General features: G+C 36.5%; 1 pseudogene. It reads right to left on the bottom strand.

What is annotated here, in order from left to right:
* Nucleotides 1-1,223, bottom strand: a pseudogene (locus tag CVD18_RS22935) (hypothetical protein); the annotation flags it as partial.

Genomic DNA, 1,223 nt, shown 5'->3' with positions numbered 1-1,223 from the left:
ATAAGCTTCCATTTATAGTTTGTAGTATGACTATAGCTATTTACAAATTGTCGTACTGCGTTTAATCCTTTTGTTTTTGCTTGTTCTAGCTCATGCAATATAGCCATATTCATGTCTTCATCCCACTCGGCTTTTGATTGTGCTATAATCGGTATAGTAGCCAGCCCCAATACATGGGGTATTGGTAGGGGTTCTCCTTGTGCTGTTTCTGTATCTTTGGCAGCAAAATCTAAAATATTATAAAAATCAAAAAAAGTACCCACATGCTTGGCTATACCTATAAGCTTTACTCTGGTTCCGTTTTTGGCAAAATAATCCACTTGACTAGTACCTTTGATTGTTCTTAAGGGGTCGCCTTGATGTTTGTAGCCAAAAGGTTTTCCTTTTTTTACATCTTTTAGCAATTTGCCCTCATTGGTATATACATCATAGGTATAGATTTTTCTGGATTTGGTATATACTTTTCCATAATTATCTACCAATTGCCCTCTTTCTAATTTGGTAAGTGCTATTTTTTGTGTACCCCATGTTGCCGCCTTATCAATGGCTTTTGTGGCTTTGTTTATAGCATTGAGACCTTTGAGCACTTGGTTTGTAGAGGGGCCTTGAGATGTATCTGTATTTGCTGTAGCAACATTATCCATAATCGTTGTAAAAAATAAGATATCACCTTTGGCATTCATCATTTCTGGAAATCCATAGGTATCATTGACATGCTTTATAAACAGGGTGCGATCATTAAATCCTACCTGTAAATGATCATCATGGCTGGCGGGTACATCTTTTTTTATAGAGATGTCGTTGCTCTCATAGCGTACTTGCCAGTAGAGCTCTATGGCTGTATCTGTATTAGAGATATTATCATCGCTTATTACAGACTCCCAATCTTCATCTAGCAACAACTCTACTGTTGCAATACCATGATTGTCTACAGTGGCAGTTTTCTTTACTGGTTTATAAGGAAACTCAGAAGTATCTGGATTTAGATCATCTATCGTAAAAAAATGATCGTAGTCATAGAGCTGAAACTTTATTTGCTCTCCTGTATATAACCCTCTGGTTTGTACATGAAAATACATAGTTTCTCCTAGTGGTATTTCTCCTCTATCCTTATCTTCTTTGTTATACACATCTTTTCCTGCCTTATCATGGCTCCACCATCCTTTTAGAATCTCTGGGTTTCTTTGTTCTGCTACTTCTTCTGCTATGTTTTGATTTCTAAG

Source organism: Aquimarina sp. I32.4 (genome assembly GCF_002924285.1).
GTDB lineage: Bacteria > Bacteroidota > Bacteroidia > Flavobacteriales > Flavobacteriaceae > Aquimarina.
Note: the sequence above shows the minus strand (reverse complement) of the source record. Positions and strands in the feature narration are given on the sequence as shown.